The sequence below is a fragment of the Burkholderia sp. BCC0322 genome (genome assembly GCF_902833045.1).
GTDB lineage: Bacteria > Pseudomonadota > Gammaproteobacteria > Burkholderiales > Burkholderiaceae > Burkholderia.
In genome coordinates, this window is record NZ_CADFDU010000016.1 from 70,574 (window position 1) to 95,215 (window position 24,642).

Annotated in this window: 25 protein-coding genes; 16 read left to right on the forward strand and 9 right to left on the reverse strand. The window is 68.2% G+C overall.

All coding sequences use genetic code 11. From position 1 onward, the window contains the following. The 5 genes from kdpA to HWX39_RS31225 form a co-directional block, all read right to left on the reverse strand. Positions 1–1,806: a potassium-transporting ATPase subunit KdpA gene (kdpA, locus tag HWX39_RS31205; RefSeq protein ID WP_175971476.1), complete on the reverse strand. Its 1,806-nt coding sequence runs from the start codon at positions 1,804–1,806 to the stop codon at positions 1–3. Beyond that, positions 1,803–1,895 (reverse strand): K(+)-transporting ATPase subunit F, encoded by a 93-nt coding sequence (gene kdpF, locus HWX39_RS31210; RefSeq protein ID WP_017331558.1) that lies wholly within the window; start codon positions 1,893–1,895, stop codon positions 1,803–1,805. Before kdpF ends, kdpA begins: the two co-directional genes overlap by 4 nt. A gap of 304 nt (positions 1,896–2,199) precedes the next feature. Beyond that, the gene (locus HWX39_RS31215; RefSeq protein ID WP_175971477.1) at positions 2,200–3,174 is read right to left on the reverse strand and encodes a quinone oxidoreductase; all 975 of its coding nucleotides are present in this window, start codon (positions 3,172–3,174) and stop codon (positions 2,200–2,202) included. Positions 3,175–3,352: 178 nt separating this feature from the next. Beyond that, positions 3,353–3,745 carry a methylglyoxal synthase gene (locus HWX39_RS31220; RefSeq protein ID WP_175971478.1) on the reverse strand — a complete coding sequence of 131 codons (393 nt, stop codon included), beginning with the start codon at positions 3,743–3,745 and terminating at the stop codon, positions 3,353–3,355. A 54-nt stretch (positions 3,746–3,799) separates the two neighbouring features. Further along, positions 3,800–4,579, reverse strand: coding sequence for an SDR family oxidoreductase (locus HWX39_RS31225; RefSeq protein WP_175971479.1), 780 nt, complete (start codon positions 4,577–4,579; stop codon positions 3,800–3,802). 231 nt (positions 4,580–4,810) lie between these two features. On the opposite strand from HWX39_RS31225, the gene upp reads away from it, so the two are divergent. From upp to HWX39_RS31290, 13 genes are all read left to right on the forward strand, one after another. Beyond that, entirely contained in the window at positions 4,811–5,461 is a 651-nt protein-coding gene (upp, locus tag HWX39_RS31230) for a uracil phosphoribosyltransferase (protein WP_011352740.1), read from the forward strand. Between the two features lie 217 nt (positions 5,462–5,678). Beyond that, positions 5,679–6,407 carry a YebC/PmpR family DNA-binding transcriptional regulator gene (locus HWX39_RS31235; protein ID WP_175951107.1) on the forward strand — a complete coding sequence of 243 codons (729 nt, stop codon included), beginning with the start codon at positions 5,679–5,681 and terminating at the stop codon, positions 6,405–6,407. A 104-nt stretch (positions 6,408–6,511) separates the two neighbouring features. Continuing rightward, positions 6,512–7,789 carry a phosphoribosylamine--glycine ligase gene (gene purD / locus HWX39_RS31240; RefSeq protein WP_039370477.1) on the forward strand — a complete coding sequence of 426 codons (1,278 nt, stop codon included), beginning with the start codon at positions 6,512–6,514 and terminating at the stop codon, positions 7,787–7,789. A 118-nt stretch (positions 7,790–7,907) separates the two neighbouring features. After that, a complete protein-coding gene (gene hemF / locus HWX39_RS31245; RefSeq protein WP_175971480.1) occupies positions 7,908–8,831 on the forward strand; it encodes an oxygen-dependent coproporphyrinogen oxidase in 924 nt (307 codons plus the stop codon). A 9-nt stretch (positions 8,832–8,840) separates the two neighbouring features. Then, on the forward strand, positions 8,841–9,569 hold the full coding sequence (locus HWX39_RS31250; protein WP_244135126.1) for a nicotinate-nucleotide adenylyltransferase: 729 nt from the start codon (positions 8,841–8,843) through the stop codon (positions 9,567–9,569). Positions 9,570–9,573: 4 nt separating this feature from the next. Then, positions 9,574–10,026 (forward strand): ribosome silencing factor, encoded by a 453-nt coding sequence (gene rsfS, locus HWX39_RS31255; protein WP_175971481.1) that lies wholly within the window; start codon positions 9,574–9,576, stop codon positions 10,024–10,026. Between the two features lie 25 nt (positions 10,027–10,051). Then, entirely contained in the window at positions 10,052–10,522 is a 471-nt protein-coding gene (gene rlmH, locus HWX39_RS31260; protein ID WP_011352746.1) for a 23S rRNA (pseudouridine(1915)-N(3))-methyltransferase RlmH, read from the forward strand. 51 nt (positions 10,523–10,573) lie between these two features. Further along, positions 10,574–11,206, forward strand: a complete 633-nt coding sequence (locus HWX39_RS31265) for a Maf family protein (protein ID WP_175971482.1) — start codon at positions 10,574–10,576, stop codon at positions 11,204–11,206. An 8-nt stretch (positions 11,207–11,214) separates the two neighbouring features. After that, positions 11,215–12,684, forward strand: coding sequence for a ribonuclease G (gene rng / locus HWX39_RS31270; protein ID WP_175971483.1), 1,470 nt, complete (start codon positions 11,215–11,217; stop codon positions 12,682–12,684). 117 nt (positions 12,685–12,801) lie between these two features. Next, positions 12,802–13,137, forward strand: coding sequence for a 50S ribosome-binding protein YggL (locus tag HWX39_RS31275; RefSeq protein WP_175951101.1), 336 nt, complete (start codon positions 12,802–12,804; stop codon positions 13,135–13,137). 311 nt (positions 13,138–13,448) lie between these two features. Further along, positions 13,449–14,411, forward strand: a complete 963-nt coding sequence (locus HWX39_RS31280) for a PRC-barrel domain-containing protein (protein ID WP_175971484.1) — start codon at positions 13,449–13,451, stop codon at positions 14,409–14,411. Continuing rightward, entirely contained in the window at positions 14,408–15,667 is a 1,260-nt protein-coding gene (locus tag HWX39_RS31285; protein ID WP_175005482.1) for an MFS transporter, read from the forward strand. Before HWX39_RS31280 ends, HWX39_RS31285 begins: the two co-directional genes overlap by 4 nt. Before the next feature lie 41 nt (positions 15,668–15,708). Beyond that, entirely contained in the window at positions 15,709–16,275 is a 567-nt protein-coding gene (locus tag HWX39_RS31290) for an FUSC family protein (RefSeq protein WP_175971537.1), read from the forward strand. 64 nt (positions 16,276–16,339) lie between these two features. Here HWX39_RS31290 and HWX39_RS31295 read toward each other — a convergent pair whose 3' ends face one another. Together HWX39_RS31295 and msbA are read right to left on the reverse strand one after the other, a co-directional pair. Next, positions 16,340–16,720, reverse strand: coding sequence for an RcnB family protein (locus HWX39_RS31295; RefSeq protein ID WP_175971485.1), 381 nt, complete (start codon positions 16,718–16,720; stop codon positions 16,340–16,342). Between the two features lie 94 nt (positions 16,721–16,814). Next, on the reverse strand, positions 16,815–18,566 hold the full coding sequence (gene msbA / locus HWX39_RS31300; protein WP_244135128.1) for a lipid A export permease/ATP-binding protein MsbA: 1,752 nt from the start codon (positions 18,564–18,566) through the stop codon (positions 16,815–16,817). Between the two features lie 222 nt (positions 18,567–18,788). Between msbA and HWX39_RS31305 the strand changes: the two genes are divergently transcribed. The 3 genes from HWX39_RS31305 (at position 18,789) to HWX39_RS31315 (ending at position 21,915) form a co-directional block, all read left to right on the forward strand. Further along, positions 18,789–19,541, forward strand: coding sequence for a glycosyltransferase family 2 protein (locus HWX39_RS31305; protein ID WP_175971487.1), 753 nt, complete (start codon positions 18,789–18,791; stop codon positions 19,539–19,541). 120 nt (positions 19,542–19,661) lie between these two features. After that, complete coding sequence (locus HWX39_RS31310; RefSeq protein WP_175971488.1) at positions 19,662–20,504, forward strand: glycosyltransferase; 843 nt, start codon at positions 19,662–19,664, stop codon at positions 20,502–20,504. A gap of 130 nt (positions 20,505–20,634) precedes the next feature. Then, positions 20,635–21,915, forward strand: coding sequence for an O-antigen ligase family protein (locus HWX39_RS31315; RefSeq protein ID WP_175971489.1), 1,281 nt, complete (start codon positions 20,635–20,637; stop codon positions 21,913–21,915). 139 nt (positions 21,916–22,054) lie between these two features. On the opposite strand, the gene HWX39_RS31320 is transcribed toward HWX39_RS31315, so the two are convergent. Next, on the reverse strand, positions 22,055–23,233 hold the full coding sequence (locus HWX39_RS31320; RefSeq protein ID WP_175971490.1) for a glycosyltransferase family 9 protein: 1,179 nt from the start codon (positions 23,231–23,233) through the stop codon (positions 22,055–22,057). A 178-nt stretch (positions 23,234–23,411) separates the two neighbouring features. Then, on the reverse strand, positions 23,412–24,503 hold the full coding sequence (locus HWX39_RS31325) for a glycosyltransferase family 9 protein (RefSeq protein WP_175971538.1): 1,092 nt from the start codon (positions 24,501–24,503) through the stop codon (positions 23,412–23,414). Between the last annotated feature and the right edge of the window lie 139 nt (positions 24,504–24,642).

Sequence of the window (24,642 nt, forward strand, 5' to 3'; positions counted from 1 at the left end):
TCACGCGCCCAGCCACATCATCAGGTGCTCGACGCCCGGACCGAGCGCAAGCGCCGGCACGTAGGTCAGCGCGCCCACCAGCAGCACGGTGCCGAGCAGCAGCACGACGAACAGCGGACCATGCGTCGGCAGCGTGCCGCTCGTCACCGCGATGCGCTTCTTCGCGGCCAGCGAGCCGGCGATCGCCAGCACCGGCACGATCGTGCCGAAGCGGCCGAACCACATCGCGATCGCGGTCATCCAGTTGTAGAACGGTGTGCCGACCGTCAGGCCCGCGAACGCGCTGCCGTTGTTGTTGGCGGCCGAACTGAACGCGTACAGGATTTCCGAGAAGCCGTGCGGCCCCGGGTTCGCGATGCCGGCCTTGCCCGCATCGGCGAGCACGGCGACCGACGTGCCGACCAGCACCAGCAGCGGCGTGAGCAACACGACGATCGACACCATCTTCATCTCGTACGACTCGATCTTCTTGCCGACGTATTCCGGCGTGCGGCCGATCATCAGGCCGGCGACGAACACCGCGAGCAGCGCGAACACGAGCATCCCGTAGAGCCCCGAGCCGACCCCGCCGTAGACCACCTCGCCAAGCTGCATCAGCAGCATCGGCACGAGCCCGCCGAGCGGCGTCAGCGAATCGTGCATCGTGTCGACCGCACCGCACGACGCGGCCGTCGTCGCGACCGTGAAGATGCCGGTCTGCGCGATCCCGAAACGCGTTTCCTTGCCTTCCATGTTGCCGCCCGGCTGCAGCGCGCCCGCCGACTGGTCGACGTGCAGCGCGGCGAGCGTCGGGTTGCCGCCCTGCTCGGCGTTGACCTCGACGCCGACCGCGACCGCGAACGCAACCGTCATCGCCGCGAGCACCGCGACGCCCTGCCGGCGGTCGCCGATCATGCGGCCGAACACGAGGCACAGCGCAGCCGGGATGATCAGGATCGAGAAGATCTGCAGGAAGTTCGCGAACGGCGTCGGGTTCTCGTACGGGTGCGCCGAGTTCGCGTTGAAGAAGCCGCCACCGTTGGTGCCGAGCATCTTGATCGCTTCCTGCGACGCGACCGGGCCCATCGCGAGCGTCTGCTTCGTGAGCGGGGTCGGCACCGTCACCGGATTGCCCTTGTCATCCTTCACCGGGTTGCCCTGCGCGTCGAGCTTCGGCGCCGCATAGGTGCTGGCCTGCAGCACCGGCACGTCCTGGTACGCCTTCATGTTCTGGATCACGCCCTGGCTCATCAGCAGCGCGGCGATGATCATCGACATCGGCACGAGCACGTACATCGTCACGCGCGTGAGGTCGACCCAGAAGTTGCCGATGGTCTGCGACGTATGTCGCGCGAAGCCACGGATCAGCGCGACCACGACCGCGATGGCAGTCGCTGCCGACAGGAAGTTCTGCACGGTGAAGCCGAGCATCTGCGCCAGATAGCTGACGGTCTGCTCCGGCGTGTAGTCCTGCCAGTTCGTGTTGGTGACGAAGCTGATGGCCGTGTTGAACGCGCCGTCGACCGTCATCGCGCCGAATTGCTGCGGGTTGCCGGGCAGGAAGCCCTGCAGGCGCAGCAGGCCATAGAGGAACAACGCGCCAAGTGCGTTGAATGCGATCGTCGAGATCGCGTACTGCTTCCAGTTCATCTCGCTGTTAGCGTCGACGCCGGCGATGCGGTACAGCGCGCGCTCGAGCGGCCCGAACACGCGCGCGATGCGCGAACTGCCATCCATCACCGCCGTCAGGTAGCGGGAGACCGGAACGGCCGCCGCCAGCAGCACGACGATGAAAAGCAGCGATTGCAACAGGTTGTTCGCGTTCATTCGATGTCCTCCGCGCGCAGCAGCGCATAGACGAGATACGCGAACAGCAGGGCCGTCGAGGCGCCCGCCAGCCAAAGCATCCAGGTCATGCTCGCCCCCCGCGACCGTATTGCACGAGCTTCTCGCAACCGGCAATCAAACCGAGGATCAGCGCGGTGAAAAGCACCAGGGCGCCGATAAAAACCCCATCCATTTTTGTGTTCTCCGTCGTCGAAGTCAGACGACTAGAACCTTATGGGAACGCACGTAAAGGACGGGTCAAAGGTATCGGGGCGCGTATAAAAAACGCGTAAACGCGGCATTCAGGAGAGGACGGCGGGAAGCGGGACGGACGGCGCCGTCGCGCCGTCCGGAAAAGCGCGTGCCGGCAGGGCGCCGGCACGCGGAGGCAGGTCAGGGAACGAGGATCGTCGAGCCGGTGGTCTTGCGCGCCTCGAGATCCTCATGCGCGCGGCCGACTTCCGCGAGCGGATAGCGCTGGTTGATGCTCGTCTTCACCTTGCCCGACAGCAGCACGTCGAACAGCTCGGCGGCGGCGGATTCGAGATCGGCGCGCTTCGCGATGTACGAGAACAGCGTGGGCCGCGTAAAGAACAGCGAGCCGCGCGACGAGAATTCCTTCGAATCGATCGGCGGCAGCGGGCCCGACGCATTGCCGAAGCTGACGAACAGCCCGAGCGGCGCGAGGCTGTCCAGCGAGCCGATGTAGGTGTCCTTGCCGATCGAGTCGTAGACGACCGGCACGCCCGCGCCGTTCGTGATCTCCTTCACGCGCTGCGTGAAGTTCTCGCGCGTGTAGACGACCGGATGGTCGCAACCGTGCGCCTTCGCGAGCGCGGCTTTCTCGTCGGAGCCGACCGTCCCGATCACGGTCGCGCCGAGCGCCTTCGCCCACTGGCACACGAGCAGGCCGACACCGCCGGCCGCCGCGTGGATCAGGATCGTGTCGCCGGCCTTCACCGGATACGTGCGGCGCAGCAGGTAGTGCGCGGTCAGGCCCTGCAGCATCACCGACGCCGCGTCGTCGTAGCCGATGCCGTCAGGCAGCTTCACGAGCCGCTCGGCCGGCATCACGCGTTCCTGCGCGTACGCGCCCGGCGGCTGCCCGACGTACGCGACGCGGTCGCCCGGCTTGAGCGCGGTCACGCCTTCGCCGACGGCCGTCACCTCGCCCGCCGCCTCCATCCCGAGACCGCCGGGCAGCGCTTGCGGGTAAAGGCCGGTGCGGAAATAGACGTCGATGTAGTTGAGGCCGACCGCGTGCTGCCGGATACGGACTTCACCCGCCTTCGGTTCGCCGACGTCGACATCGACCCACTTCATCACGTCCGGGCCGCCCGGCTGGTCGTATCGGATTGCTTTCGGCATCGTTTCGCTCCTTGTTTCTGATTCGGTCAGGGAAAAATCCGGGTCGCCGATACGCGGAGCCGGGCGATTCATCCGTGAACCGGACGGCAGGGACGCGTCGCGACGCACGATTCTCGCGCGCCGCGGCCATCCATGCATGGCCCTGCCGATAGCAGGGGCAATCAGGCGCGGGCAGCGCCTAGCAAACGTCCTGCATGTTGCGCGCCAGATCGTCGAGCAGCATCCGCGCGGTGGCGACGTTGGTCGCGATCGGCACGTCGTGCACGTCGCACGCGCGCACGAGCGCGGTGATGTCGGGATCGTGCGGCTGAGCGGTCATCGGGTCGCGCAGGAACACGACGATGTCGACGCGGCCTTCGGCCAGCTCGGCGCCGATCTGCAGGTCGCCGCCGAGCGGCCCCGACAGCTTGCGCTCGACCTCCAGCCCGTGCGCGGCCGCGATGCGGCCGCCCGTCGTGCCCGTCGCGACCAGCCGACATTGCGCGAGCGTCGCGCGAAATTGACCCACGAGCGCGACGATCTCGTCCTTCTTCGCGTCGTGCGCAATCAGTGCGATGCGGGGTTTGCTCATCTCCGGTTCCTTCGTCGTTCGGTTGTTGTGGTGATCGTGATGCGAGGGGGCGCGTCAGAACGTGCCCGGATACGCACCGCCGTCGAGCAGCCAGTTCTGCCCGGTGATGTAGCCGGCATGCACGCTGCACAGGAACGCGCACGCCGCGCCGAACTCTTCGCGCGTGCCGAGGCGGCCGGCCGGGATGTCCTTCGTGCGCCGCGCACGCATCTCGTCGACGCTCACGCCCTGCGCCTTCGCCGACGCGGCGAGCGTGGTCGCGATCCGGTCGGTGTCGAACAGGCCCGGCAGCAGGTTGTTGATCGTCACGCCCTGCCCCGCGACCTTGCGCGACAGCCCCGCGACGAAGCCGGTCAGCCCCGAGCGCGCGCCGTTCGACAGCGCGAGCACGTCGATCGGCGCCTTCACGGCCGAGCTCGTGATGTTGACGATCCGGCCGAAACCGCGCGCGATCATCCCGTCGAGGGTCGCGCGGATCAGCTCGATCGGCGTCAGCATGTTCGATTCGAGCGCACGGATCCAATCGTCGTGCGAGAAGTCGCGGAAGTCGCCGGGCGGCGGCCCGCCGGCATTCGTCACGAGAATGTCCGGCTGCGGGCACGCGGCGAGCGCGGCCGCTCGCCCGTCCGGCGTCGTGATGTCGCAGGCGACCGCGGTCACCGACACGTTCGCGCCGGCGCGGATCTCCTCCGCGGTTTCCTCCAGCGTGTCGCGCGTGCGCGCGACGATCACGAGGTTCACGCCCTCGGCGGCCAGCGCTTGCGCGCAGCCACGGCCGAGCCCCTTGCTTGCCGCGCACACGAGCGCGGTCTTTCCTTCGATACCGAGATCCATCGTCGATTCCTTGGTGGCGACACGCACCGGCTCGGCCCCGTCGCGCCGGCGCATGGACCCCGGGCGGGTCAGGCGGGCAATCGGTCGGGCACGGGCGCGCGGATTGTCGTGAGACGTCGATATTATCCGGATCGTGCGGCGCGCCTTGGTAAAATTGCCGACATAAGCGCGCGGCCGGCTTGCGCCCGCCGCCGCCCCCGATCCTCTTTTGCCGCCAAGGCGCCCCCCGTCATGAAACAGGACAGCCGTTTCCCGAATCTCTTCATCACCGATCACCCGCTGATCCAGCACAAGCTCACGCACATGCGCGACAAGGACACGTCCACGCGCACGTTCCGCGAGCTGCTGCGCGAAATCACGCTGCTGATGGGTTACGAGATCACCCGCAACCTGCCGATCACGACCAAGCGGGTCGAAACCCCGCTCGTCGAGGTCGACGCGCCGGTGATCGCGGGCAAGAAACTGGCGATCGTGCCGGTGCTGCGCGCGGGCATCGGGATGTCGGACGGCCTGCTCGACCTGGTTCCGTCCGCGCGCGTCGGCCACATCGGCGTGTATCGCGCCGACGACCACCGCCCGGTCGAATACCTGGTGCGCCTGCCGGACCTGGAAGACCGCATCTTCATCCTGTGCGACCCGATGGTCGCGACCGGCTACTCGGCCGTGCACGCGGTCGACGTGCTCAAGCGCCGCAACGTGCCGGCCGCGAACATCATGTTCGTCGCGCTGGTCGCCGCCCCCGAGGGCGTGCAGGTGTTCCAGGACGCGCACCCGGACGTGAAGCTGTTCGTCGCGTCGCTCGATTCGCACCTGAACGAGCATGCGTACATCGTGCCGGGCCTCGGCGACGCGGGCGACCGCCTGTTCGGCACCAAGAACTGAGCACCGGCACGGCCGCGCGGCGCGCGGCCCGGCTCGCGACGGCCTGCCTGGCCGTCCGGCCATGCGCGGCGGCCCCGATCAGGCAGTCGCCGCGTGATAAAATCTCGATCCACTCGACACGCGCGGCCCCGCGGCTTCATGCCCGCCGAAACGGCCGCCGATTCAACGACACATTGAAACAATCGCCCGCGCAGCGCGCCCGGGCACGGAGAAAGGTATGGCTGGTCATTCGAAATGGGCCAACATCAAGCATAAGAAGGCAGCGGCCGACGCGAAGCGCGGCAAGATCTGGACCCGCCTCATCAAGGAAATCCAGGTCGCGGCGCGCCTCGGCGGCGGCGACGTCAGCTCGAACCCGCGCCTGCGTCTCGCGGTCGACAAGGCGGCCGACGCGAACATGCCGAAGGACAACGTCAAGCGCGCGATCGATCGCGGCGTCGGCGGCGCGGATGGCGCGAACTACGAGGAAATCCGTTACGAAGGCTACGGCATCAGCGGCGCGGCGGTCATCGTCGACACGCTGACCGATAACCGCACCCGCACGGTCGCGGAAGTCCGCCATGCGTTCTCGAAGTTCGGCGGCAACATGGGCACCGACGGCTCGGTCGCGTTCATGTTCGATCACGTCGGCCAGTTCCTGTTCGCACCGGGCACGTCGGAAGACGCGCTGATGGAAGCCGCGCTCGAAGCCGGCGCGAACGACGTGAACACGAACGACGACGGTTCGATCGAAGTGCTGTGCGACTGGCAGGCATTCTCGGCGGTGAAGGACGCGCTCGAAGCCGCGGGCTTCAAGGCCGAACTCGCCGAAGTGACGATGAAGCCGCAGAACGAAGTCGAATTCACCGGCGACGACGCGGCGAAGATGCAGAAGCTCCTGGACGCGCTCGAGAACCTCGACGACGTGCAGGACGTCTATACGAACGCCGTCATCGTCGAGGAATGATGTGCCGGCCGCCGTGCTCCTGTCGCGGCGGCGGCCCGACCGAATCCGCGGCCGGCGCGCCTGAGCGTGCCGGCCGCCCTGTTTTCTAGTCTGCGGGGAATCCCATGAAACTACTCGTCGTCGGTTCCGGCGGCCGCGAACATGCGCTGGCGTGGAAGCTCGCGCAGTCGCCGCGCGTCCAGATGGTCTACGTCGCACCCGGCAATGGCGGCACGGCGCAGGACGAGCGCCTGAAGAACGTCGACATCACGGCGCTCGACGAACTCGCCGATTTCGCGGAACGCGAAGGCGTCGCGTTCACGCTCGTCGGGCCGGAAGCGCCGCTCGCGGCCGGCATCGTCAACCTGTTTCGCGCGCGCGGCCTGAAGGTCTTCGGCCCGACCCGCGAAGCCGCGCAGCTCGAGAGCTCGAAGGATTTCGCGAAGGCGTTCATGAAGCGCCACGGCATCCCGACCGCCGAGTACGAGACGTTCTCCGACGTGGCCGCCGCGCATGCGTACATCGACGCGAAGGGTGCGCCGATCGTCGTGAAGGCCGACGGCCTCGCGGCCGGCAAGGGTGTCGTCGTCGCGATGACGCTGGAAGAAGCTCACGAAGCCGTCGACATGATGCTGTCGGGCAACAAGCTCGGCGACGCAGGCGCGCGCGTCGTGATCGAGGAATTCCTCGATGGCGAGGAAGCGAGCTTCATCGTGATGGTCGACGGCAAGCACGCGCTGGCGCTGGCTTCCAGTCAGGACCACAAGCGCCTGCTCGACGAGGATCGCGGCCCGAACACCGGCGGCATGGGGGCGTATTCGCCCGCGCCGATCGTCACGCCGCAGATGCATGCACGCGTGATGCGCGAGATCATCATGCCGACCGTGCGCGGGATGGAGAAGGACGGCATCCGCTTCACGGGCTTCCTGTATGCGGGCCTGATGATCGACAAGGAAGGCAATCCGCGCACGCTCGAGTTCAACTGCCGGATGGGCGACCCGGAAACGCAGCCGATCATGGCGCGCCTGAAGAGCGATTTCTCGAAGGTCGTCGAGCAGGCGATCGCGGGCACGCTCGACACGGTCGAGCTCGACTGGGACCGCCGCACCGCGCTGGGCGTCGTGCTGGCCGCGCACGGGTATCCGGACGCGCCGCGCAAGGGCGACCGCATCAACGGGATCCCGGCCGAGACCGAACAGGCCGTCACGTTCCATGCAGGCACGACGCTCGACGGCGACAAGCTGACGACGTCCGGCGGCCGCGTGCTGTGCGTGGTCGGTCTCGCCGATTCGGTGCGCGAAGCGCAGCAGCATGCGTACGAGACGATCAACCAGATCAATTTCGAAGGCATGCAGTACCGCCGCGACATCGGCTTCCGCGCGCTCAACCGCAAGAGCGCGTGACGTCGCGATCGCCGCCCCGCCCTCGTGCGGCGGCGGCCCCTCTGCCGGGGTTCGTTAGAATGCCCGGCAGAGGCCTTTTTTACGGCCCCCGCTTCGGGCGGGGGCGCCCAGTCCAGACATGACCGATTCGACCTACGACGTAGCGCGCGTGCGCACGTACCTCCAGAGCCTGCAGACACGCATCGCCGACGCGCTCGGCGCGCTCGACGGCACGCCGCTCGCGACCGACGCATGGCAGCGCGGGCCGGCCGAACGCCTGCGCGGCGGCGGCTGCACGCGGATTCTCGAAGGCGGCCGCGTGTTCGAACGCGCGGGAATCGGCTTTTCCGACGTCGCGGGCGATGCGCTGCCGCCGTCGGCGAGCGCGGCGCGCCCGCAGCTGGCGGGCCGCGGCTTCGAGGCGCTCGGCGTGTCGCTGGTGCTGCACCCGCGCAATCCGTATTGCCCGACCGTGCACATGAACGTGCGGATGCTGATCGCGACGAAACCCGGCGAGGAGCCCGTGTTCTGGTTCGGCGGCGGCATGGATCTGACACCGGTTTACGGTTTCGAGGACGACGCCCGCCATTTCCACCAGACCTGCAAGGACGCGCTCGACCCGTTCGGCGTCGAACTCTACCCGCGCTTCAAGAAATGGTGCGACGAGTATTTCTTCCTGAAGCACCGCAACGAGATGCGCGGCGTCGGCGGGATCTTCTTCGACGATTTCTCGGAGCCCGGTTTCGAACGCTCGTTTGACATGATGCAAAGTGTCGGTGACGCGTTCCTGCAGGCCTACCTGCCGATCGTCGAACGCCGCGCCGAGCTGCCGTACGGCGAGCGCGAGCGCGACTTCCAGGCGTACCGCCGCGGCCGCTACGTCGAATTCAACCTCGTGTTCGACCGCGGCACGCTGTTCGGCCTGCAAAGCGGCGGCCGGACCGAGTCGATCCTGATGTCGATGCCGCCGGTCGCGAACTGGCGCTACAACTGGCAGCCCGAGCCGGGCACGCCTGAAGCGCGCCTGTACAGCGACTTCATCGTGCCGCGCGACTGGGTCTGACCCGCACGCGTGCTGCTTCAAGAAAAGGACGCGTTTCTGGACACCACCGCCCGCCCCGCCCCGCTGCCGCGTCGTATCGGCTTGCTGGGCGGCACTTTCGACCCGATCCACGACGGCCATCTCGCGCTCGCGCGCCGATTCGCCGAGCTGCTCGGCCTGACCGAACTCGTACTGCTGCCCGCCGGGCAGCCGTACCAGAAGCGCGACGTGTCGGCCGCCGAGCATCGGCTCGCGATGACGCGCGCGGCCGCCGGCTCGCTGTCCGTGCCGGGCGTGACCGTGACCGTCGCCACCGACGAGATCGAGCACGCCGGCCCGACCTACACGGTCGAGACGCTCGCGCGCTGGCGCGAGCGAATCGGCCCGGACGCGTCGCTGTCGCTGCTGATCGGCGCCGACCAGCTCGTGCGCCTCGACACGTGGCGCGACTGGCGCAAGCTGTTCGACTACGCGCACATCTGCGTGTCGACGCGCCCGGGGTTCGACCTCGGCGCGGCGCCGCCGGACGTCGCGCAGGAAATCGCCGCGCGGCAGGCCGGCGCCGACGTGGTGAAGGCCACGCCGGCTGGCGGTCTGCTGATCGATACGACCCTTTCGTTCGACATTGCCGCGACCGACATCCGCGCCCACCTGCGCGAATGCATCGCGCGCCATGCGCAAATGCCCGACGCGTCGGCCGAGCATGTGCCGGCCGCCGTATGGGCCTATATTCTTCAACATCGCCTCTACCATTCCTGAATCCATGGATATTCGCAAACTGCAGCGCGTGATCGTCGACGCCCTCGAAGACGTCAAGGCGCAAGACATCAAGGTGTTCAACACCAGCCACCTGACCGAACTGTTCGACCGCGTGGTCGTCGCTTCGGGCACTTCCAACCGCCAGACCAAGGCGCTCGCGTCGAGTGTGCGTGACAAGGTCAAGGAAGCCGGCGGCGACATCGTCAGCTCCGAAGGCGAAGACACCGGCGAATGGGTGCTCGTCGACTGCGGCGACGCGGTCGTGCACATCCTGCAACCGGCCCTGCGCCAGTACTACAACCTCGAGGAAATCTGGGGCGACAAGCCCGTGCGGATGAAGCTCGGCGGCGGCAAGGGGAGCGGCTTCGCCACGGCCAGCGAAGGCGGCGAAGACGAAGAGGAAGAGGAAGCCGCGCCCGCACGCCCTGCACGCAAGACGGCCGCCCGCCGCCGTTGAGCCCCGCGTCGTTACGCCTCTCCCGATGAAGCTTTTCATCCTTGCGGTCGGCCACAAGATGCCGGGCTGGATCGCGTCCGGCTTCGACGAATACACGAAGCGGATGCCGCCCGAGCTGCGCATCGAGTTGCGCGAGATCAAGCCCGAACTGCGTTCGGGCGGCCGCAGCGCCGAAAGCGTGATGGCGGCCGAGCGGCAGAAGATCGAGGCCGCGTTGCCGAAGGGCGCGCGCCTCGTCGCGCTCGACGAGCGCGGCCGCGACTGGACCACGATGCAGCTCGCTCAGGCACTGCCCGGTTGGCAGCAGGACGGCCGCGACGTCGCGTTCGTGATCGGCGGCGCCGACGGGCTCGATCCGGAACTGAAAGCGCGTGCCGATACGCTGCTGCGCATCTCGAGCATGACGCTGCCGCACGGGATGGTGCGCGTGCTGCTCGCCGAACAGCTTTACCGGGCGTGGAGCATCACGCAGAATCACCCCTACCACCGCGCATGACGTGTCGTCCTCGAGACGCACGCCACGTGCGCACACCGAGATAACGACACCATGCCGTCCAGCACGCCCCCCGCGCTTTTCCCGTTCCTTTACCTCGCTTCGCAAAGCCCGCGCCGCCAGGAGCTGCTGCAGCAGATCGGCGTACGCTTCGAACTGCTGCTGCCGCGCCCCGACGAGGACGCCGAGGCGCTCGAAGCCGAACTGCCCGGCGAGGCCGCCGATGCATACGTCCGGCGCGTGACCGTCGCGAAGGCCGAAGCCGCGCGTGCGCGCCTCGTCGCGAGCGGCAAGCCCGCCGCCCCCGTGCTGGTTGCCGATACAACCGTGACGATCGACGGCGCGATCCTCGGCAAGCCCGCCGACGCCGCCGACGCGCTCGCGATGCTGACGCGCCTCGCGGGCCGCGAACACGCGGTGCTGACCGCCGTCGCCGTGATCGACGCGAGCGGCGAACTGCTGCCGCCCGCGCTGTCGCGCTCGTCGGTGCGCTTCGCGGCGGCGTCGCGCGACGCGTACGCGCGCTATGTCGAATCGGGCGAGCCGTTCGGCAAGGCGGGCGCGTACGCGATCCAGGGGCGCGCCGCCGAATTCATCGAGCGAATCGACGGTTCCCATTCAGGTATCATGGGTCTGCCCCTTTTTGAGACCGCAGCGCTGTTGCGCGCCGCGCGTGTCGCCTTCTGAATCCCACCATGAACGAAGAAATCCTGATCAACCTCACGCCGCAGGAAACGCGGGTCGCACTCGTCCAGCAAGGCGCGGTGCAGGAGCTTCACGTCGAGCGCACGCTGTCGCGCGGGCGGGTCGGCAACATCTATCTCGGCAAGGTCGTGCGCGTGCTGCCGGGCATGCAGTCGGCGTTCATCGACATCGGCCTCGAGCGCGCGGCGTTCCTGCACGTGGCCGACATCTGGCACCCGCGCCTCGCCGGCGAGCCGCAGTCGAACACGCCGCACCAGCCGATCGAGAAGACCGTGTTCGAAGGCCAGACGCTGATGGTCCAGGTGATCAAGGATCCGATCGGCACGAAGGGCGCGCGGCTGTCGACGCAGGTCAGCATCGCGGGCCGCACGCTCGTCTACCTGCCGCAGGAGCCGCATATCGGCATCTCGCAGAAGATCGAGAGCGAGGCCGAGCGCGAGGCCGTGCGCGCGCGCCTGACGGCCGTGATCCCGCCGGACGAGAAAGGCGGCTACATCGTGCGCACGATCGCCGAGGATGCGACCTCCGACGAGCTGGCCGGCGACGTCACGTACCTGCGCAAGACGTGGGCGACGATCGTCGCGCAGGCGCAGCGGCTGCCGGCGACGAGCCTGCTGTACCAGGATCTCGATCTCGCGCAGCGCGTGCTGCGCGATTTCGCGAACGACGACACGACGCGCATCCAGGTCGATTCGCGCGAGACGTACCAGCGCCTCTCCGAATTCGCGTCCGAGTTCACGCCGGCCGTGAGCGCGAAGCTGCACCACTACACGGGCGAGCGGCCGCTGTTCGACCTGTACAACATCGAGACGGAGATCCAGCGCGCGCTGTCGCGCCGCGTCGACCTGAAATCGGGCGGTTACCTGATGATCGACCAGACCGAGGCGATGACGACGATCGACGTGAACACGGGCGGCTATGTCGGCGCGCGCAACTTCGACGACACGATCTTCAAGACCAACCTCGAGGCCGCGCACACGATCGCGCGGCAGTTGCGGCTGCGCAACCTCGGCGGGATCATCATCATCGACTTCATCGACATGGAGAACGCCGAGCATCGCGACGCGGTGCTGTCCGAGCTGAAGAAGGCGCTGTCGCGCGACCGCACGCGCGTGACGGTCAACACGTTCTCGCAGCTCGGGCTCGTCGAGATGACGCGCAAGCGCACGCGCGAATCGCTCGCGCACGTGCTGTGCGAGCCGTGCCCGACCTGTCAGGGCAAGGGCCAGGTGAAGACCTCGCGCACCGTGTGCTACGACATCCTGCGCGAGATCCTGCGTGAATCGCGGCAGTTCAACCCGCGCGAATTCCGCGTGATCGCCGCGCAACAGGTGATCGATTTGTTCCTCGACGAGGAATCGCAGCATCTCGCGATGCTGATCGACTTCATCGGCAAGCCGGTGTCGCTGCAGGTCGAGTCGAACCTGAGCCAGGAGCAGTACGATATCGTGCTGATGTAACGTTCCGTCCATCCGCCGCCGGCTTCGCCGCGCGGCGCTTCGATGCGGCACCCGGGCCGCCCGCGACGGCACCCGCTGCCGCCCTTTCCATTCCCCTTTTCGCATTCAACACACACCATGAGCCAAGGCCACAACCGCCGCCAGCGCAAGAAACTCCACATCGGCGAATTCCAGGAACTCGCGTTCAACGCCACCGCGCACTATCGCAACGAGATGTCCGACCTCGAACGCGGCCAGTTGATCGACGCGTTCATCGACTTCGTCGAAGCGAACGGACTGCTGACCGTCGCGTCGGCGGACGAAGGCATCGGCGCTTACGTGATTTCCGGCGCACCGCGCGGCACGACGACCGACGCCGACCGCGAACTCGTGCGCGGCTGGCTGGCCGCACGGCCGGAACTGACCGACGTCAAGGTCAGCGAATTCACCGACGCGTGGTACCCGGAAGCCTGAGCTTCCGGTTTCACGCCCCTCGCGCAGCGCCCGCGCCTGCCCGCCGCCACGGCGGGCGAGGCCGGCGCCGCCCCGCTCCCTCCCCCTCCCCCTCCGCCGTCGCGCGTCCCCCCGCCTCACCGGCACCCACTCACACGATTCGCGCCGCGATCCCTTCCTTTTCCCGACAGTCCGCCTCCAGCAAGCCATCAAAATCGGTCCTGAAAGCAAGACACGTTAAACTCTCACCTCGCGTGGTGCGCCGCCCGCACCCGCCATCCATCGCCAGCCGCGTGCCCTCGTGCCGCCCCCGACCCATGGAGTGAGTGTCAATGAGCGGCGGACTTCCGTTTCCCGCATCCCGCAAGTCGTTGCCGTCCTCGACGGTCTTCCTGATTCTCGCCGCCGCCGCGCTGCTGTCCGGCTGCGGGTTGCTGCCGGTCCAGAATCCGCCTGCGCCGATCAGCGAGGCGCTCGTCGAGCCCATCGAGGAAACCGCCGGCGAACCGCTGACGATGCCGCCCGTGCCCGCACCGACGCACCCGGGGGAACCGGAGGCGCCGAAGAAGCCGCACCGCGAAGTCGCGCGGCCGAAGCCCGTGCAGCGCCCCGAATCGCCGACACCGCCACCGCCGCCGCCCCCGCCGATCGTCGCGACGCGCCCGCTCGACCGCACCCAGATCCATGCGTTGCTCGACAGCGAAGTCGCGCGCCGCAACGGCAAGGTGATCGGCCGCGCGGTCGACATGGTGACCGACGCGAGCGGCAAGCCGCGCGAGATGGTCGTCAACCTGCAGGGCTTCATGGGCGTCGGCGACCGCAAGGTCATCTTCCCGTGGAACGTGTTCCGCTTCACGCCGGGCGGCAAACAGGAGCCGATCGTGCTCGACGTGCCGTCGGGCGACCTGCCTCCGGCCGCGCGGCCCAAGGCCGTGCCGCTGTCGGGTTCGGCCGCTGCCTCACCCGCGACGCGACTGCCGTTGCTCGACAGCGACGTCGAGCGCCCGAACGGCACGAAGATCGGCCGTATCGTCGACGTGCTGATCGACCGCGCATCGCAGCCGCAGGCGGTCGTGCTCGACCTCGGCGGCCTCGTCAATACCGACCGCCGTTCGATCGCCGCGAGCTGGGGCGCGCTGCGCTTCGTCACGCGCGACAAGGCGCTGCACCCGCAGATCGACCTGAACGACGCACAGATCAAGGCGTCGCCGCCCTACGCGGCCGACAAGCCGATCGTCGCGGTTTTCCCGCCCGTTGCCCCGGCACCGGCTTCCTCTGCGAGCGCGACCCGATGACGATCAAGCATTCCGTCAGCGTACGCAGTCTCCGGTCCCTCGACTGGCTCAACTTCTTCGTTGCAAACGTTCAAACAGGGTTCGGTCCGTTCATCGCGTCCTACCTCGCGTCGCACAAGTGGACGCAGGGCGAGATCGGCATGGTGCTGTCGATCGGCACGATCAGCGCGATGGTCAGCCAGGTGCCGGGCGGCGCGGCCGTCGATGCGCTGAAGAACAAGAAAGGCGCGGCCGCGTGGGCGATCGCGGCCATCATCCTGTCCGCGGTGCTGCTCGCGTCGAGCCCGACGATCGTGCCGGTGATCGCCGCCGAGGTGTTCCACGGCTTCGCGAGCTGCATGCTCGTGCCGGCAATGGCCGCGATCTCGTTCTCGCTCGTCGGCCGCGCCGACCTCGGCGACCGGCTCGGCCGCAACGCGCGCTGGGCGTCGATCGGCAGCGCAGTCGCGGCGGGCCTGATGGGGCTCACCGGCGAATACTTCTCCGCACGCGCGGTGTTCTGGCTGACCGCCGTGCTCGCGCTGCCCGCGCTGTTCGCACTCGCGATGATCCAGCCGACACACGAGGTGATCCCGCAGTCGTCGAAGCCCGACGACCACGACGAAGCCGGCGAACGCGAAACGCTGCTCGAGTTGCTGCGCGACCGCCGAATGCTGATCTTCGCGGCGTGCGTCGTGCTGTTCCACCTGTCGAACGCGGCGATGCTGAACCTCGCGGCCGGCGAAGTCACGGCCGGGATGGGCGAGAACGTACAGCTCGTGATCGCCGCGTGCATCATCGTGCCGCAGGCGATCGTCGCGATGTTGTCGCCGTGGGTCGGCCGCTCCGCGCAACGCTGGGGGCGCAGGCCGATCCTGCTGCTCGGGTTCTCGGCGCTGCCGGTGCGCGCGCTGCTGTTCGCCGGCGTGAGCAGCCCCTACCTGCTGGTGCCGGTGCAGATGCTCGACGGCATCAGCGCGGCCGTGTTCGGCGTGATGCTGCCGCTGATCGCGGCCGACGTCGCGGGCGGCAAGGGACGCTACAACCTGTGCATCGGGCTGTTCGGGCTCGCGGCCGGGATCGGCGCGACGCTCAGCACGGCCGCGGCCGGCTACGTCGCCGATCACTTCGGCAACGCCGTGAGCTTCTTCGGGCTCGCCGGCGCCGGGGCGCTCGCGGTGCTGCTGGTCTGGCTCGTGATGCCCGAAACGCGCGTCGAGAACGGTGACGCGGCCGCCGACGAACCGGCCGCCGCATCGCCCGAACAGGCGCGCTGACACCGGCGCGCCGCCGTTACCCGCTTCTTGGCCAACGCATGATGGATACGATCAGGACACTCAATGAAGCCCGCCAGCAGATCCAGCAGTCGATCTTCGATCTGTTCAAGGGGCTGTCATTCAGCGAACGGCTCGCTCAAGGCGTGTTGATGGCGCTGCAGGCCGTGTGCGGCGCATGCCTCGCGTACGTGATCGGCCGCGCGCTGCACACCGAGCAGGCCGTGTGGGCGTCGATCACGGCGATCGCCGTGACGCAGCACAACTACTCGGACACGATGTCGCTGTCGCGCGACCAGTTCGTCGGCGCGATGGTCGGCGGCGTGCTCGGCTTCGCCGGCGCGGCGCTCGGCGGCGACCGCCTCGTCGCGTATGCGATCACCGTCGCGGTCGTGATCGTCTGCTGCTGGTGCCTGAACGTCGGCAGCGCGGCACGGCTCGGCGGCGTGACCGCGACGATCGTGCTGCTGTTTCCGGGCAACGGCCCGCTGTGGGACATTCCGCTGATGCGGCTTGGCGAGGTGACGCTCGGCACCGTGTGTGCGCTGGGCGTGTGCTGGGTGATGTCGAAAATCGAGCGCCGCTGGTTCCGCCAGGCAGCGGCAAAGTGACACGGTGAACCGGCTGCCCGGCACGCATCGTGGCATCGCGATCCGTGTCGGGCCGTCGGTCAGGTCAGTCACCGATCCGCAGCACGATACCGGAGCCGATCTGCACCAGCAGGTGATCCCCGCCGACGCCGACCCATTGATAGCCGCGCGGCGGCGGGCTCAGGTGATAGCCGCGCCAATCGTCGATCACGTACTGGCGATCGCGGAACTCGGGGGGAAGCCGGTCGCCCCTGTGCCACTCGCGGCGCGGCTGGTCGGCCCAGCGCGGCGGCACGTCTTCCTCGTGGCGCATCTGGCCGGGCGGCATGTGTTTCGGGCCATGGCCATGCTGCATGCCGTGGTCGCCGTGGTCGTTGCGGTTGTCGTGATCCTGCGCCATCGCGGCCGGCGCGGCGAAACCCGCCGCGATCAGCGCAGCCAGCATCATCCCGTGCATCTTCTTCATCGTGCCTTCCCTCCGTGTTGTCACGTCGAACGAAACCACTCGGACTACCCGATGAAGACTAGCACACGGTATCGCGCGGCCGCGTGACCAGGGGTTACGCCGCCTGCTGCTGGTACTGGATCCGGTGCAGGTGCGCGTAAAGGCCGCCGCGGCGCAGCAATTCGTCGTGGCTGCCCTCTTCGACGATCTTGCCGGCCTCGAGCACGAGGATGCGGTCCGCACGCTCGATCGTCGACAGCCGGTGCGCGATCACGAGCGTCGTGCGGCCTTCCATCAGCCGTTCGAGCGCAGCCTGCACGTGGCGCTCCGATTCCGAGTCGAGCGCCGACGTCGCTTCGTCGAGGATCAGGATCGGCGCGTCCTTGTAGATCGCGCGCGCGATCGCGAGCCGCTGGCGCTGGCCGCCGGACAGCCGCATCCCGTTACCGCCGACGAGCGTGTCGAGCCCGTCGGGCATCGCGGCGACCGCATCGGCGAGGTTCGCAGCCTCGAGCGCGGCCTGCACGCGCGCGCGATCGGGCGTCTGCCCGTACGCGACGTTCGCGGCAATCGTGTCGTTGAACAGCACGACGTCCTGGCTGACCATCGCCATCTGGCCGCGCAACGCGTGGAGGTCGTAGTCGGCAACCGGCACGCCGTCGACCAGGATCGCACCGTCGGTCGGGTCGAAGAAGCGCGGCAGCAGGTTCACGAGCGTCGTCTTGCCGCTGCCGGACGGGCCCGCGAGCGCGATCATTTCACCCGGCGCGACCTTGAACGAGATACGGTCGAGCGTCGGCCGCTCGGCCGCGCCGTAGTCGAACGACACGTTGCGGAACTCGATGTCGCCGCGCGCCTGCGCCAGCGGCCGGCCGCCGCCCTGCGGCTCGGCCGGTTCGTCGATCAGCCCGAAGATCAGCTCGGCGGCCGTCATCCCCCGCTGGAGCGGTTGGTTGACATCGATCAGGTGCTTGAGCGGCGAGATCACCAGCAGCATCGACGTGACGAACGCGACAAAGCCGCCGACCGTCGTCTGGTCGTTCGACGACTGCACGACCGCGATCGTGATCACGACCGCGAGCGCGATCGACGCGAGGAACTGCGTAAGCGGCTGCGCGAGGCCGCCGGAGATCGTCATGCGCATCGCGTAGCCGCGCAGGCGCTTGCTCATCTGCGTGAAGCGGTCCATCTCGTACGCTTCGCCGTTGTGCACCTTGACGACCTTGTAGCCGCCGACCGTCTCCTCGACGATGTACGACAGCTCGTTGGTCAGCGTCTGGTGCTCGCGGTTCAGGCGGCGCAGACGGCGGTTGATCTTGCTGACGAGCCAGCCGATGCCCGGCAGGATCACCGCGACGATCAGCGTGAGCCGCCAGTTCAGGTAGAACAGGTAGCCGAGCAGGAAGATCACCGTCAGCGAATCGCGCACGAGCGTGACCATCACGCCGGTCAGCACCGACAGGATCTGGTTGACTTCGAACACGATCGCGTTGATCACCGTGCTCGCCGTCTCGCGCTGGAAGAACGACGCGCCCGTGTGCAGCATCCGCTGGAACATCTCGAGCCGCAATTGCAGCAGGATGCGGTTCGACACGTAGTTGAGCAGGTAATTCGACGCGTACTGCGACACGCCGCGCACGAGCGCGAGCCCGATCACGGCCATCGGCACGTACCATTTCGCGCGATCGCTGCCGTGCGAGCCGAAGCCGTGGTCGAGAAGCGGCTTGAGCAGCGCCGGGATACCGGCCTCGGTGGCCGCGACGACGCCCATCGTCATCACGGCGAGCACCACGATGCCGATCAGCGGCCGGATGTACGGCCACAGGCGCTTGAGGACCGTCACGGGCGAGGTGCCCGTGCCGTCCATCGGTTTGCGAAGAGTGTTCTGGGTTTCCAAGGCAATCCTTCTTGAGCCGCGAAGCGGCGCCCGGACGTGACCGCCCGGGATTTCGCCCTGTCGGGCGGGTGCCGAAAAGGGCTCAACATTATAGCCGCACCGCCCCGACCGGCACGGTCATGGCCGATACGGGCGGCGGCCGAGCCGCGGGTATACTGCCGCCACCGTTTTCTCCGCCTTTCCGACGATTTCATGGCTGAACCCTCCCTCGGCGTCGCCCTCATCGCCCTCAACGCGTCCGCGCGGCTTGCCCAGTGCCTCGCCGCGCTGTCGTTCGCCGACGACGTCGTCGTCATCGACGGCGGCAGCACCGACGATACCGTCGCGATCGCGCAGGCGCACGGCGCGCGCGTGATCGTCGAGCGCGACTGGCCGGGCTTCGGCCCGCAGAAGAACCGTGCGCTCGACGCGCTCGACACCGACTGGATCCTGTCCCTCGATACCGACGAAGTCGTCACTCCGGAGCTCGCGCAGTCGATTCGCGACACGATCCGCGCGCCGGCCGCGCAGATCTATGCGGTCGACCGGCTGTCGAGCTTCTGCGGCAAGTGGATCCATCACAGCGGCTGGTATCCGGACTGGATCCCGCGCCTGTTCCGGCGCGGCGCCGCGCGCTTCTCGGACGATCTCGTACACGAGCGCCTCGTGTTCGATGGCGCTGCGCAACGCCTGTCCGGCAAGCTGATGCACTACTCGTACGAGGATTTCGAAACGGTGCTGCGCAAGCTCGATGCGTATTCGACGGCCGGTGCGCGCCAGCGCCGCGCGGCCGGCCAGCGCGGCGGCTTCGGCAAGGCGCTCGCGCGCGGCGCCTGGGCGTTCGTGCGCACCTACGTGCTGCGCCGCGGCTTCCTCGACGGCCGCGCCGGCTTCATGATCGCCGTGTTCAACGCGGAAACCGTGTACTACCGCTTCCTGAAGCTCGGCGACCAACGGGCGCACTAAGCGCCCGCCCGGCGCGCGGCCGGCCCGGCGTTACAATGCCGGGCTGCCCGCGCCGCGCGCGCCCGCCCGACCGGCTGCGCCACGCGCCGCCCGCCACGACGACTACCGAATCCGACCGCCATGTTCTCCATCATCATTCCGACCTGGAACAACCTGCCGTACCTCAAGCTCGTCGTCGACAGCCTGCGCCGCCACTCCGCGTACGACCACCAGATCATCGTGCACGTGAACGACGGCTCGGACGGCACGCTCGACTGGGTGCGCAGCGAAGGCATCGAGCACACCGCGTCGCCGACCAACATCGGCATCTGCCACGCAGTGAACTGGGCCGCCGCGCGCGCTAAGCGCGACTACGTCGTTTACATGAACGACGACATGTTCTGCTGCCCCGGCTGGGACACGGCGCTCGTGCGCCGCATCGAACAGATGCCGACCGATCTCTTCATGCTGTCGGGCACGATGGTCGAGCCGGTCGACACGCGCAACCCGTGCGTCGTGGTCAGCAATTTCGGCCGCGACGCCGAACATTTCGACGCGGCGGGCCTCGTCGCGGCGGCCCCGAAACTCGTACGCGCGGACTGGCTCGGCTCGACCTGGCCGCCGACGCTCGTGCACCGCGACTGGTGGAACCGGATCGGCGGCTACAGCAGCGAGCTGTCGCCCGGCATGAGCAGCGACAACGACTTCTCGATGAAATTCTGGGACGCCGGCTGCCGGATCTTCATCGGGGTCGGCGACAGCCTCGTCTACCACTTCCAGCAGAAGAGCACGGGCAAGATCGTCAAGAACGACGGGCGCCGCCAGTTTCTGAACAAATGGGGCATGACCCAGGCGACGTTCGACCGCTACTACCTGCATCGCGGCGAGCTGGCCGGCACGCGCGTCGCGCTCGACACGCCGGCCGTCGAAGGGCGCCTGAAGCGCGCGCTGCTGCGCTCGCGGATCAAGCGCGCGCTCAGCTGATCGAGCCCCCAAAACGACGCGGAAACGCGCCCTGCTTCGCGTATACTCTGCGCCGTTCGTCCCGGATCTCCTGCCGGGACGCGCGGCACGATATGTACGCAAGCCGCATTCGTCCATTCGACAGGTTCCGATGCTTTCGTTTTCCGCTCCCGCCTCGCGGCGCCTGACCGCCGCCCGTGCATTCGCCGTTGCCGCGCTCTGCATGGTGCCCGTCTCGACCGCGTTAACCAATGTGTTCTGCGGGCTGTTCGCCGCCGCGCTCGTGATTTCCCCCGAATTCTGGCGCGACCTGCGCTCGTTCGTCACCGACCCGGCCTCGCTCGCGGCGCTGCTGATCCTGGCCGCGCTGACCGTCAGCCTCACCTATACGGTCGCACCGCACAACAAGGCGTGGAACTGGGTCGCCAAGTACGACAAGCTGCTGCTGCTGCCGTTCGCCGTGCTCGCCTTCCGCCATTCGAACTGGGCGCCGATCGTCCGCCGCTGCTGGTTCGGCACGCTATGCGTGATCCTGCTGCTGTCGACCACCAACTATCTCGGCCTGAGCGCGATCGGGCCTGCGCACGCAACCGAACTGCCGCTGTCACGCGCCTGGGTGTTCAAGAACCACATCGCCGCCGGCATGTTCGGCGCGCTGCTGTTCTACCAGGCGGCCGATCTCGCGCTGGCGGCCCGCACGACGCTGTCACGCGCCGCGTATGCGGGCGTCGCCGCGTGGTCGCTCGTCAACGTGTTCGTGATGCTGCAGGGACGCACCGGGCAGGTCATCGCGCTGCTGCTGATCCTCGTCGTCGCCGTGCGTTTCGTGCTGTTGCTGCGCCAGCAGTCGGCGCTGCGCGCGGGGCTCGCCGCCGCCGTGTTCGCGCTGGCAGGCATCGCGCTCGTGGTCGCCGCATGCACGGTCCACAACGGCCGGCTCGTGAAGGTCGTGACGGAAGTACAGCAATACCGGCAGAGCGACGCGGCGACGTCCACCGGGCTGCGCCTCGAGTGGTACAAGAAGGGGCTCGAGCTGTATCGCCAGCACCCGGTGATCGGCTATGGCGCGGGCGGCCTCGAGACGGAGTTCGAGAGGCTCACGGCCGGCAAGACGGCAGCCGAAGGCCAGCTCACGTCGAACCCGCACAATGAATATCTGCTGATGGCCGTGCAGCTCGGCTCGGTCGGCCTGCTGCTGTACATCAACCTGATCGTGCAGATCGCGCGCGGCAGCCGCACGCTCGATCCGCGCTCGCGACATCTGCTGCTCGGCTGGCTCGCGATCTTCGCGATCGGCAGTCTCGCCAATTCGCTCTTGCTCGATTTCGCCGAAGGGCACCTGATCGTGCTGCTGACCGGCATCCTGCTCGGCTGCGGCGAGCGCGCCGAGGCGCTGCCGCGCGAAACGTCGGCGATCCGGCGCAGCGCGTAACGCGCAGCGGCCTACGCTCCGCCGGCGGACGGCTTCGGCCACCTCGGCGTTCGCGATCTTCGAAGGAAACGGGCCGTACGGCCGGCTCGTCGCAAGACAAGCCGCCTGTAACCGGCAGGAAACGCGCGTTGCCCGCGCGTCAGTCGGATCCCGTGCGATGCAGTCGCGACGTATCGACCACGGCTTCGGCCGGGCCCGGCGGGCGCAGCCCGAGCATCTCGGCCGCCGCGATTTTCACGCGCTGCGCACCGAGATTGACGAGGCAGTCGCTGCGGCTGTCGACCTTGCGCTCGCAGCCCTCGTGCCTGCAGGGCACGCAATCGCCCTCCCCCTGCAGCAGCCACACGTTGCCGTGCCGGCCCGAGCCGCGCAGCGGCCACGGATTTTCGGCGGCCGGCCAGTGCTGCGGCCACGGCCCCCAGCGGACGGGGTCGGACGGGCCGAACAGCGCGATCGTGTCGGTGCCGGTCGCGGCCGCGACGTGCGTCGCGCCGGTGTCGGGCCCGATGAAAAGCCGTGCGCGCCGCACGAGTTCGGCGCTTTCGCCGAACGTCAGGCGACCGACCAGATTCAGCACGTCGCCGCCCGCTTCGGCCGCAATCTGCTCCGCATACTCGCGCTCGCTGTCCGCCGGGCCGCCCGACAGCGCGATTGCGAAGCCGTGCTCGCGCAGCCAGCCGATCATTTCGACCCAGCCATCGAGCCGCCATTGCTTGTAACGGAACATCGGATACGGATGCAGGACGACCAGCGGCTTGCCGGCGCGGATCGCCGACGATTCGGCAAGCCACGCGTCGAAGCGCGCGCGCCGCGCCGGATCGTCGCCGATGCCGGGCGCGACGACCTCGGATACCGGCTCGATGCCGATCACGGGGGCAAGCGCGAGCGTGCTGACGACCGTATGCGCGGATTCGTGGTGATTGATCGCGATCCCGTTCAGCATCAGTCGCGTGAGCCACGTCACGCGGTTCGGATCGACGAGGCCCACCCGCTTGCGGCCCGCGAACCAACTGTAGAAACGCGGCCGGTCGGAACTCAGCGCCGCGCACGCGAGATCGTAGCGTCGCCACATCGACAGCGCGTCGCGCAGTCGCTCGCGGAACCCCGCGCGCTGCGCGACGACGATCACGCGCCGCACGTCCGGATTGTGCTCGAGCACGCCTTCGGTGCCGCGAAACACCAGCATGTCGATCTGCGCTTCCGGCCAGCGGGCCTTCAGCGAACGGACGAGCGGCGTCGTCAGCAGCACGTCGCCGATGCGACGCGGTGCGGCGACGAGGATGGTTCTGGGCGGGCGGGCGGAAGAAAACAGGGCCACGGCGATGGGTGTGTCTGGCTGGCTGAACAAGGCTGGCAATGTACAGGATTTTGCCGCAGCCGGCGCGACATGGCGAACCGGCCGTGCGGTTGCCCTGATACGGCCCCGCTCGCGAGCTGCACCGCGGCAGGCGCACCGCGCGCCGGTGGCATACGCGGTGCTTGCAATGCCCGTGGTGCTACGAAGCGACGGTCATGATCACCGGCGTCGCAGCGGCAGCAGCCGGCCGCGCGTGTGCTGCGTCAGCCAACGGTTCGTCGCGATGCGTGGCCTGCTGTAGCAAATGATTCGCCGCACGTTCGACCTCGTCGACGCCGATCGCGTCGACGGTCGCACCGGCGCGCAGGATCACATGCGGCACACCGAGCGGATGCCAGCGCAGGTATTTTTCGGGACGGTCCTCGAACAGCGCGGCGACGGGCACGCCGAGCGCCGATGCGAGATGCACGGGGGCGCTGTCGGCGGAGACGATCACATCGAGCAGGCTCGCCGCGGCCACCAGCTCGGAGACCGACGACGGCGCGACATGGCGCGCGCGCACGTCGCGCCACGAGTCGTCCTCGGGGGCATGGCCGACGGCCGGGTCGCGAAACACGATAACGTCGGCGTGCGGCGCAAGCCGCTCGGCGAGATCACGCCAGCGATCCGCCGGCCAGCGACGCTCGGCCGCCTTGTTCGTCACGAACAGTCCGATGCGCGGCTTCGTGCGCGCGCCGAGCAGCCGATGCCACGCGTCCTGCAGCGCGCGGTCGGGATGAACCGACAACGCGAGGCGGTCGACGTCGGCGCGGCCGAGTTCGGGTACGAGCCGGAAACCCGACAGCGCTTCGTGGCACATCGGCCGCTGCGCGACGTGATTGGGCTTGCGATCGTCGAATTCGGTCTCTGCATCGTGCCAGCGGCAATCCTTCGCGCCGATCTGGCGCGCGAACTGCACGCTGCTGCGATGCATGCCGCCGTTCGGCACGACCACGAGGTCGAACCGCAAGCGACGCAGGCGGCGCACGAGTCGCAGCCGGTCGAAGAACGCGCGCATCCGCCCGGGACGGTCGTTACGCTCGCATTGACGGCTATAGACGTAGGTGTGGATCAGGTCCACGTCCGGGTTTCCGGCCAGCGCGGCCGCGTTGTAGCGGTTCGCGACCACATGGAGTTCCGCGCCGGGCCAGCGCTCCTTCAGCGCGCGGAGAAACGCCGTTGTGCAAAGCATGTCGCCCAGAAAATCAATCCGGATCACGAGGATCCGCTGCGTCGGGTTCCCATTGGCCATGGTCATGTGGTGACTGTCAGTTTTTTGTCGTCGCGACGGGCCATTCCACCGCATCCGGTTCCGGGATGGCCTGGTCGCATGTCGCCGCTCGCCGCGCGGATCCGCCCCCCCGTTTATATGCGCGATACCGGCGCCACCC

Excerpts from the sequence above, each read along its gene's own strand:
- HWX39_RS31265 (WP_175971482.1), top strand. The coding sequence starts at position 10,574 with ATGCCGTCCAGCACGCCCCCCGCGCTTTTCCCGTTCCTTTACCTCGCT.
- HWX39_RS31280 (WP_175971484.1), top strand. The coding sequence starts at position 13,449 with ATGAGCGGCGGACTTCCGTTTCCCGCATCCCGCAAGTCGTTGCCGTCC.
- HWX39_RS31285 (WP_175005482.1), top strand. The coding sequence starts at position 14,408 with ATGACGATCAAGCATTCCGTCAGCGTACGCAGTCTCCGGTCCCTCGAC.
- HWX39_RS31305 (WP_175971487.1), top strand. The coding sequence starts at position 18,789 with ATGGCTGAACCCTCCCTCGGCGTCGCCCTCATCGCCCTCAACGCGTCC.
- HWX39_RS31235 (WP_175951107.1), top strand. The coding sequence starts at position 5,679 with ATGGCTGGTCATTCGAAATGGGCCAACATCAAGCATAAGAAGGCAGCG.
- HWX39_RS31220 (WP_175971478.1), bottom strand. The coding sequence starts at position 3,745 with ATGAGCAAACCCCGCATCGCACTGATTGCGCACGACGCGAAGAAGGAC.
- rlmH (WP_011352746.1), top strand. The coding sequence starts at position 10,052 with ATGAAGCTTTTCATCCTTGCGGTCGGCCACAAGATGCCGGGCTGGATC.
- HWX39_RS31215 (WP_175971477.1), bottom strand. The coding sequence starts at position 3,174 with ATGCCGAAAGCAATCCGATACGACCAGCCGGGCGGCCCGGACGTGATG.
- HWX39_RS31325 (WP_175971538.1), bottom strand. The coding sequence starts at position 24,503 with ATGGCCAATGGGAACCCGACGCAGCGGATCCTCGTGATCCGGATTGAT.
- HWX39_RS31290 (WP_175971537.1), top strand. The coding sequence starts at position 15,709 with ATGGATACGATCAGGACACTCAATGAAGCCCGCCAGCAGATCCAGCAG.
- HWX39_RS31310 (WP_175971488.1), top strand. The coding sequence starts at position 19,662 with ATGTTCTCCATCATCATTCCGACCTGGAACAACCTGCCGTACCTCAAG.
- HWX39_RS31225 (WP_175971479.1), bottom strand. The coding sequence starts at position 4,579 with ATGGATCTCGGTATCGAAGGAAAGACCGCGCTCGTGTGCGCGGCAAGC.
- kdpA (WP_175971476.1), bottom strand. The coding sequence starts at position 1,806 with ATGAACGCGAACAACCTGTTGCAATCGCTGCTTTTCATCGTCGTGCTG.
- rsfS (WP_175971481.1), top strand. The coding sequence starts at position 9,574 with ATGGATATTCGCAAACTGCAGCGCGTGATCGTCGACGCCCTCGAAGAC.
- HWX39_RS31295 (WP_175971485.1), bottom strand. The coding sequence starts at position 16,720 with ATGAAGAAGATGCACGGGATGATGCTGGCTGCGCTGATCGCGGCGGGT.
- hemF (WP_175971480.1), top strand. The coding sequence starts at position 7,908 with ATGACCGATTCGACCTACGACGTAGCGCGCGTGCGCACGTACCTCCAG.
- upp (WP_011352740.1), top strand. The coding sequence starts at position 4,811 with ATGAAACAGGACAGCCGTTTCCCGAATCTCTTCATCACCGATCACCCG.
- purD (WP_039370477.1), top strand. The coding sequence starts at position 6,512 with ATGAAACTACTCGTCGTCGGTTCCGGCGGCCGCGAACATGCGCTGGCG.
- rng (WP_175971483.1), top strand. The coding sequence starts at position 11,215 with ATGAACGAAGAAATCCTGATCAACCTCACGCCGCAGGAAACGCGGGTC.
- kdpF (WP_017331558.1), bottom strand. The coding sequence starts at position 1,895 with ATGACCTGGATGCTTTGGCTGGCGGGCGCCTCGACGGCCCTGCTGTTC.
- HWX39_RS31275 (WP_175951101.1), top strand. The coding sequence starts at position 12,802 with ATGAGCCAAGGCCACAACCGCCGCCAGCGCAAGAAACTCCACATCGGC.
- HWX39_RS31315 (WP_175971489.1), top strand. The coding sequence starts at position 20,635 with ATGCTTTCGTTTTCCGCTCCCGCCTCGCGGCGCCTGACCGCCGCCCGT.
- msbA (WP_244135128.1), bottom strand. The coding sequence starts at position 18,566 with ATGGACGGCACGGGCACCTCGCCCGTGACGGTCCTCAAGCGCCTGTGG.